This window comes from Endozoicomonas sp. (assembly GCF_051008435.1).
Lineage (GTDB): Bacteria > Pseudomonadota > Gammaproteobacteria > Pseudomonadales > Endozoicomonadaceae > Endozoicomonas_A.
This window is the reverse complement of the sequence record NZ_JBPCXO010000437.1, coordinates 1-8640: the sequence shown is the minus strand read 5'-3', so window position 1 is coordinate 8640 and position 8640 is coordinate 1. Positions and strand designations below refer to the sequence as shown.

Annotated in this window: 5 protein-coding genes and 1 pseudogene; 4 read left to right on the top strand and 2 right to left on the bottom strand. The window is 46.4% G+C overall.

Translation table 11 applies throughout. The features are described from left to right. Positions 1-329: 329 nt before the first annotated feature. Together codB and codA are read left to right on the top strand one after the other, a co-directional pair. Entirely contained in the window at positions 330-1583 is a 1254-nt protein-coding gene (gene codB, locus ACR2PX_RS21800; protein ID WP_434001466.1) for a cytosine permease, read from the top strand. Further along, the gene (codA, locus tag ACR2PX_RS21795) at positions 1573-2856 is read left to right on the top strand and encodes a cytosine deaminase (protein ID WP_434001465.1); all 1284 of its coding nucleotides are present in this window, start codon (positions 1573-1575) and stop codon (positions 2854-2856) included. Before codB ends, codA begins: the two co-directional genes overlap by 11 nt. Positions 2857-2908: 52 nt before the next feature. Here codA and ACR2PX_RS21790 read toward each other — a convergent pair whose 3' ends face one another. Beyond that, a complete protein-coding gene (locus ACR2PX_RS21790; protein ID WP_434001464.1) occupies positions 2909-4315 on the bottom strand; it encodes an alkaline phosphatase in 1407 nt (468 codons plus the stop codon). A gap of 371 nt (positions 4316-4686) precedes the next feature. Here ACR2PX_RS21790 and ACR2PX_RS21785 point away from each other — a divergent pair, with 371 nt between their 5' ends. After that, on the top strand, positions 4687-5496 hold the full coding sequence (locus tag ACR2PX_RS21785) for an ion transporter (protein ID WP_434001463.1): 810 nt from the start codon (positions 4687-4689) through the stop codon (positions 5494-5496). Between the two features lie 624 nt (positions 5497-6120). Further along, positions 6121-8199, top strand: coding sequence for a hypothetical protein (locus tag ACR2PX_RS21780; RefSeq protein WP_434001462.1), 2079 nt, complete (start codon positions 6121-6123; stop codon positions 8197-8199). Positions 8200-8491: 292 nt separating this feature from the next. On the opposite strand, the pseudogene ACR2PX_RS21775 reads toward ACR2PX_RS21780, so the two are convergent. Continuing rightward, positions 8492-8640 (bottom strand): annotated as a pseudogene (locus tag ACR2PX_RS21775) (Si-specific NAD(P)(+) transhydrogenase); the annotation flags it as partial.

Here is an 8640-nt window from a genome sequence, read left to right as displayed (position 1 = left end):
ACTTCCTCAATGTTGAGTGGTCAGTACCCAGCAAGCGAGCTGCTTCACCAATCTTGACTAATCTCTTATCCATAGTGTGAGATTATGATAGATAATCATAGATTACTCAATACTGTTTCAAACCCCTTAATTTTACTGCACAAAAAAACACCAGAAAGATTAAAATACAAACAATCCAAGATATGCCCCTACTTCCTTACCTTACCTTTAAGGAGATACACCTAAATCCTCTGTCTGTCGATGAATTTGAAAGAATGTTCTGGCAGAGTGCACGCCCGACTTGATAGCTTTGTAGCTAAGCAGATGTGTTCCTTTTTTATGGAGGCTCAATGTCGGAACTCTCTCAGGACTTCGCTCACTCACCCGTACCGGAATCGTCAAGAAAAGGCTTTTGGCCCATTCTCGTCGTTATGGTGGGGTTCACTTTTTTCTCGGCCAGCATGTGGTCGGGTGGAGCGCTGGGCCAGGGCCTCAACTTCTCACAGTTTCTGATTGCCGTCATGATCGGCAACCTGTTACTGGGCCTTTATACCGCCGGACTGGCCTATATAGGCAGTAAAACAGGCCTTTCTACTCACCTGCTGACCCAATATGCCTTTGGCCGTTACGGTGCAAAACTTACCTCTCTGGTACTGTCTTTTACCCAGGTTGGCTGGTTCGGTGTGGGTGTCGCCATGTTTGCCCTGCCGGTGAATAAAGCTACGGGCATAGACGTCAATACACTGGTGCTGGTTTCCGGTGCTCTGATGACACTGACGGCATTTTTTGGTTTCAAGGCACTGACCATACTGAGCTTTGTCGCAGTACCGGCGATTCTGGTTTTGGGTGGATATTCTATCTCTGATGCTGTGACTGAAGTGGGTGGACTGTCTGCCCTGTTTGGTCTGGAGCCTAAAGAATCCATGGGCTATGCAGCGGCTATCAGTATCTGTGTAGGCTCTTTCATCAGTGGTGGTACTCTGACGGCGGACTTCACCCGGTTCGCTAAGTCGCCAAAAGTGGCTGTCTCTGCCACTCTGATCGCCTTCTTCCTGGGTAACACCCTGATGTTTACCTTCGGAGCCATTGGCTCAATGGTTTATGGCCAGGCTGATATCTCTGAAGTGATGTTCATCCAGGGTCTGATACTTCCTGCCGTCATCTGCCTGGGCCTGAATATCTGGACCACCAATGACAACGCTCTTTATGTATCCGGCCTGGGCTTTGCCAGTATCACCGGTATGAGCAAGAACCTGATGGTAGTGATCAACGGTACATTGGGTACCCTGTTCGCCATCTGGCTGAATAACAACTTCGTTGGCTGGTTGAGTCTGTTGAATACAGCGCTTCCTCCCATTGGTGCCATCCTGTTGGCTGACTACCTTTTCGTCAAAAGAGGCCAGTACCGGGAGTATGTGCAAAACTCATTCATCGGTGTGAACACTTCTGCCATGATTTCCTGGCTGCTGGGTGTCCTTGCTGCATCCTATCTGCCTGGTATAGCGCCTCTGAATGGCGTGCTTGTGGCTTCAGTTTGTCACGTTTTCTTTGAAAAAACCGCGCTCTTTCAGCAGAAGCAGACCGAGGTGAATCATGCGTCTTGAGAATGTTCGACTGCACCAGCAGGAAGGTCTTCACGACATTGTTTTTGATCAGGGCATGATCCTGAGTATCACCCCTGCTGACACGCAACGTCAGCCTGGCATTGAAACCTGTGATGCCCGGGGTAAGCTGGCACTTCCTCCGTTTATTGACCCCCATGTGCATCTGGATACCTGTCTGACGGCAGGTGAGCCAGTCTGGAATCGCAGCGGTACGTTGTTTGAAGGTATTCAGAACTGGTCAGAGCGAAAGAAAACCCTGAGTCATGACGACGTTAAGCAACGTGCTAGAAAAGCACTGGCCTGGTACATTGGTCAGGGCGTTCAGCATGTTCGCAGCCACGTGGACACGACCTGCCCAAGCCTGACAGCCCTGCACGCCTTGCTTGAACTGAAGGAAGAAGTTAGGGACCTGATTGATATCCAGTTGGTAGCCTTTCCACAGGAAGGTATCCCTTCTTTTCCGAAAGGTGCAGACCTGCTGGAAGAGGCCATGAAACTGGGCTGTGACGCAGTAGGCGGTATTCCCCACTTCGAATACACTCGTGAGTATGCACTGGATTCTCTCAACACGGTCTTTGATCTGGCTGAAAAATACGACAGCCTGATCGACATTCATTGCGACGAGATAGACGACGAACAATCAAGGTTTGTCGAGACTGTTGCCTGCCTGGCACTGGAACGCAACATGGGCCAGCGTGTGACAGCCAGTCATACCACGGCCATGCACTCCTACAATAACGCCTATGTTGTAAAACTGATGCGTCTGCTGAAGCGTTCGGGCATCCATTTTATCGCCAACCCTGTGACCAACCTGAACCTGCAGGGGCGAATGGATACTTACCCGAAGCGCCGTGGTATCACGCGGATCCCAGAGCTGCTGGAAGCAGGCGTCAATGCCTGCTTCGGTCAGGACGACATTGTGGACCAATGGTTTCCGATGCAGGGCTGCAATATGCTGCAAGTGTTGTTTACAGGTCTGGTAGGTTGTCAGATGACGGGACTGGATCAGATTAATCAGGGCATTGATCTGATCACTATAAACAGTGCGAAGTGTTTGAATATCCAGGATCGTTACGGGATTGAAGAAGGCAAGCCAGGCAACCTGATTCTGCTGGATTCTGAAACCGTCTTTGACGCTATCAGAAGACAGTCAGTGGTGACTCACTCATTCCGCAATGGCCAGCTAATCGCTGAGACTCAACCGGCAGAAGCGGTTATTAAGGGCAATCACTCGCTGTCAGGCGATGTTGATTATTCATTCAGCCCTAACTAAAAGCTTTGTGCAGCCTCTCATTGTTGCATCGAGAGGCTGCTATCCCCTACTTTTAGTTCAGATTCAAATAGCGGGTCATAACATTAAAGATGTCAGGCTGAGCCAACATGGTTGGTACCCTGCCAACACCTTCTTTATTAGCAAACAGGGGCACGTTTACCCCGGTATGCTCTTCTGCAAATAACCCGTTCGTTGCATAGTTGACTGCCATAGTCACACCTTCTGGCGTTTCCACACGAGCTACAAAGCCCGGAGAATATGCTGGCAGGTTAAAAGCTTCAAACAGACTGGTATCGGGCATTAACTGAGCTGCCTGACCATGGTCTGCGGTCACCAGTACCAGTGTATTCTCATTCTTCTCAGCAAAGTTCAAAGCAACATCCAGTGCTTCGGTCAGTTGCTGCAACTCGCCTATCTGACCACAGGCTCTTCTCTGGTGTGAAGCCTTATCAATAGAGGCAGACTCCACCATCAGGAAAAAGCCCTTGTCTTTATTCCCGGAAAGTCTGTCAATGGCAACGGCAGTCATCTCTTTCAACTCAGGTGTATCACCAAAAGCAGCATTAGGTTCACACTTGACAGTATCCGGCATTTCAACAGAACCCAGATACTTATGCAGATAGTTCAGCATGCTGGGGTTAGGCTGTTCGGCCTCGCGCTCGCCTTCATACGCCATCCGCTCAGGCAGGTTCCCTTCTGCAAACAAGCCCAGCAGCTTCTTCTCAGCAGGCGCTGATTTCAATTTCTCAGCACTGTCGGCAATGTAAAAGCCGTTACCTTCAGCCTGCTCAAGAACACTTTTACTGCTCCCTTCGGCCTGCTTGGTAAAGTGTTCCATGCCACCGCCCAACAACACATCAACATTAGACGCTGCCAGCTGTTCTGAAATAGACCCCGGGCCCCCTTTGGCTTTCACATCCTGCGAACAATCCACAGGCTTACGCTGGTAGATCACCGCATCCACCATCATGTCAGGATTTTCGCATTCTCGCTGACTGATATGTGCAACAAAAGATGAGGGCGTGGCATCCGTAATACTCGACGTTGTCACGATACCGGCTTTCAAACCTGCCTGTTTGGCCAGATCAACAATAGTCACCAGATCTTTATCGTATTTGGCTGACGTTGATATACGACCGCGACTGGTTACTTCACCCGTAGCCAGAGACGTTGCACTGTTTGCCGAGTCAGCCACATAGATCGGTTTGGATGGATCTTTATCATCCACGGTCAGCACCTGGACACTGCTTCGGAACGCCATTTCATCCAGATTGATTTTCCCACGGGAACCGGCCAGATAATTTCGGGCTATGGTGATCTGGTGATCATCCATGCCGTCACCGACAATCAGGATCACATTTCGTGGAGAAGCAGGTTCAGTGTCAGCAGCCGCCAGTGCAGCTGAAGAACTGATCATTGCCAGAGAGAGGCATAGAGATTTCAGTATTGTTGACTTCATGATTATTCTGCTATTTTGTTTTTCTTTTTAGGCAAACAGTCAGGAACAATGGCGCTACTGCATCAAAGCGACCGTCATCATACTGTCATCAAAACCAGCTTTAATAGAGGGGTATCACCCAACTGGTCAGGATCAGTGTTCGGAGGATAACACTCACCCCTCGGTGCCTGATAGTCCAAATGAAGCATACGCTGTGAAACCCCCATTACCCTGACTCCATGGCCAAGAGCGAAAAAATCATAGCACCGCGCTTGGGGATGCACTGATTTTCAAGGTAGAATGCAACGCCTTAAAACCAGAACATAGCCCGATGCAGGAAGCCAAGCGCATCCAAGGCAATCCATCCGCCCTTTTTTGACCGCAGTCGAATCATGAAAAACAGCGATTTACAGGCTCGCTTTAACGCCATACGCTCCAATAAGATTTTTGAACTCTTTGTTGTCGGTATCATCATTTTTTCTGCCCTGGTGATTGGGGCAAAAACCTACAACCTGCCGCCTTTCCTTGCAGGCACCATCAACGTGCTGGACATAGGGATCACCGTCTTTTTTCTGGTGGAAATTCTGGTTCGCTTCTTTGGTGAAGAGAATAAGAAAAACTTCTTCAAATCCGGCTGGAATATTTTTGACACCCTGATTGTTATCATCAGCCTGATCCCGGTCAGCGATACCGAGATGGCACTGGTGGGTCGACTGATCAGAATCTTCCGGGTTTTGAGGATGATATCCATCATCCCCGAACTGCGACTCTTGCTGAACTCACTGCTTAAAGCTCTGCCACAACTGGGCTATGTCATGCTGCTGATGTTCATCATCTTTTATATCTATGCAGCAGTCGGCAGCACTTTCTTCCTGGATATCAATCCTGAGCTCTGGGGTAATATCTCCATCAGTATGCTGACGCTATTCAGAGTGATGACGTTCGAAGACTGGACTGACGTCATGTATGAAACCATGGCCGTTTACCCTCTGAGCTGGGCCTACTACCTCAGTTTCATTTTCTTCACCACCTTTGCATTCCTTAATATGATTATCGGAATCGTGGTCAATGTACTGGAAGAAGAGCGTCAGAATGAACGCAAAGAAGAGGAAGCTCTGGAAAATGCGGGTCAACCTACCATTGAAGACCTTCAGCAACAGCTGACTGAAATTAAACAGCTCTTGCAGCAAAAGTCCCACTAAACAGCCATGAGTGGAAATGCAGCTCACCCCGAACCATGAAAATGGCTACAGAACCTGAGAGAGCTGCATTTCCATAGTAAAACAGCATCTGCCAGGCTTTCTAGCCCGGAAATTTCATAAAGTATCGTTTTTTTTCACTCTGCTGTCTTTTCGTCTGACACATTTTAGTAACTGCTCATTTTGTCGTCATCTTCATGCTTATTGCAGGCTCTTGATAAAGCACTGGACAGTGACAACAAAATGCTGTCATAGCGGAAAAAGAGCTAACAAGACACTAACGAGCAAATTCGTTTTCGCACACATCAGAAAACAAACATCTCACTGTTTCTGAAGCCTTTCCAGCTAGTGAGAGTAGCTTTATGTTTTTTCGGACTATAGTGCAGGTCTATTGAATCATTCGATCAGAAACAGGAACATTATTTATTCCTGAATTCAGTGATATGTGTTTTATCCTAAAAACCTTCAGAAAAAAACACCAAATTTGAAAAATATATCTATAATATCGCATTACGATGTTTCATCGGCCATTAAAGGTACTTACTGATATGACTACCTATAACTCCACTAAAAAAAAACAGATCAAAAAATAGCATTCTCACAGGTTCAACCACTCGTTGTCCATGCTTGGGGTTTTCATTAAAAAAATACTTCTTCTTTCAAAAAAGAGCAGCACTCAGTAATCGTCGTTTGATCACGAAAAAGAGACGACCCTTTAAGCAGCTATACATCACAATATTTATTGTGATCTTTTCTATCTCTGAAGTGTTTGCAGACAACAAGCGAGTCAAATTTAATGTTTTTATAAGCAGTGCAACAAACGCCCCAGAAGACCATTTTATTTCTATCGCAGAACTTGAAGCTGTCATAGACAACGAAGTATTAACCCCCCCCCCTCAAACTGACAGGCCTCCATCTAAAGTAAAAGAAACATCCTCAGAAGAGCCAACTCTATCCATTTATATTAATCCAGCATTTGACCGATCAGAGATTAAAGATATCAGTACATCTGTTTCGCATAGGAAGTCATTAAAAAAAGCAGAGGCTGAATGCACTCAAAAAACCGCCCTTTATGACGACGAAGAACGTTACTTTAAAGCCAGAAAAACCATTTTTGAGTACTTCTACAACTATAGAAATAATCCTAACGAGGAAAACCCATACTCATTCTTTATAACAAAACCGACAATCAGTAACGGAAAAGATTCAGAAACAAAATCAACTCCAAAAAGATTTACATTTAAATCGATTGAGCGATCTATTTATTCAAATCCTGAAGGATTGGATAGTTCAATTAGCGTTGAAGATTTCAATAATTTACTATTTCTATTTAACTTTAGTAAAAATATCTCTAAAACATCTCAAGTGATTGGCTTTGCTTGCCCCTGGCAAATTAACGCACTGTTCGATGCGCATGGCAAATTCTGCGGCTATGAATTCCATAACCCCCATGACTCTAACCACTCACCGGATAGCACTTCGACACCGGTTACCATATTGCTTTTGACACCTCATCTCCCAGCGAATAAACAATATGTCACAACGAGTTACTCTCATCCCTCCCTTCCTCCGAAATTAGCGGGCCAGCCCATCCTCTCCCCACCGCAGCCACCACAACCCATCTCTTCAAGCCAGTCAGAAGAAAAAGAAAAAAGGCTTATAGTTCATGATAGCGATGACAATTCGGATGGTATATACGAACCCATTCCGTATAACATTCAAACTCTTTCCCTTTCGACTTCTTCATCAGAATCAAGTGCTTCACTATTAGCATCAGCCCCATCTCCTATTCATCACACAGGCTCCACGACTGGCTCTTCCGGATACTCCAACAACATCCCGACCAAAGCATCTATAGCTTATAATGTCATTCCCAGCAGTCCAAGAGCAAGCCAGCCTAACCAATCAGAATCAAAATCAAACCCCATACCCAAACCAAGGACAAGAAGCTCAAAATCAAACCCCATACCTAAACCCAAACCAAGGACAAGAAGCTCAAAATCAGAATCAGAATCAGATAAGGCCGATTACTCATACACTCGCCAACCCTTTCACTTCAAAGAATACAGCGTCTCTTTACCATCGGGAGCTTCATTAAGCTGGGGCCAGGTCGGCCGAATGCTAGCAGATGAAACAACAAGGATCGTAGCAGGAGAAAAGACAAACATGCAATTGCAATTTACTTTCAATCACGTTCCTATAATAATGACCACCTCCCCCCCCTCTTCTTTACATCTATCTCAACAATCGGGAGACTCCCTCCAAATTTCAGAACCGCAATCACCTGGTTACAGTAACACAATATTTTCATTGGAAGATGATAACAATGAGGACACATACATCAAAATGAGCGCGCCTGAAGATGACAGTAATAGTCCCAATAAAAACAATGGAACTAGCGCAACAAACGCAACCGAGCAGACCACGGATACCAGTGCATCCCTCCCCCCTTTACACACACACCCCCCCATAAATATCACCATCAACGTTCCTGGGGATGATGACAACACAGAGATCATGCCCCATTCATCCGATGACACTCCCTTTCCTCCTGCCGACCCTGTCACCGTTACACAGCAGCAAACTCCTGACACAGCTGCCATCAATCAAACAAATGATGACGACGATGACAATGACAGCCCTTTCTTGACACTGTTACCAAATGGGAAGCCTCACTCCATTGGGCTATTCGGTAAAAAACAATAACGCGGATATTGTCTCGTTTAAGTATCTGGCCAGTTGTTTTCGAATATTCTGGCGAGTGGATTTTTTCAGCCTTCAAGGTGCAACACCGGGCACATAGCCTTAGCTTCGAAATTAGAGCTGGAAAGTAGAAGGATGGAAAAAGCCTCCATCCAGATATGCACAAACAACTGGCTAAACCCCATCCAGTTTGAAATCCAGACTTTTTCTCGTTTCGTGCTTGCACGAAACAACCGCAGGGATGCGACCAAGAAACAGCAAACTATATCCAGCTCAACGCATCGCCTTAAAATGTTCAAAACAGACGGTTCAAACCATCCAGAGCCGCCACACGATAGGCTTCGGCCATCGTGGGGTAGTTAAACGTGGTATTCAGGAAATAGCGGATATTGTTGGCTTCCCCTTTCTGGGACATAACGGCCTGTCCGATGTGTACAATCTCGG

Bases quoted from the DNA above. Each gene is read 5' to 3' on its own strand.
- codB (WP_434001466.1), top strand. From the start codon at position 330: ATGTCGGAACTCTCTCAGGACTTCGCTCACTCACCCGTACCGGAATCG.
- codA (WP_434001465.1), top strand. From the start codon at position 1,573: ATGCGTCTTGAGAATGTTCGACTGCACCAGCAGGAAGGTCTTCACGAC.
- ACR2PX_RS21790 (WP_434001464.1), bottom strand. From the start codon at position 4,315: ATGAAGTCAACAATACTGAAATCTCTATGCCTCTCTCTGGCAATGATC.
- ACR2PX_RS21785 (WP_434001463.1), top strand. From the start codon at position 4,687: ATGAAAAACAGCGATTTACAGGCTCGCTTTAACGCCATACGCTCCAAT.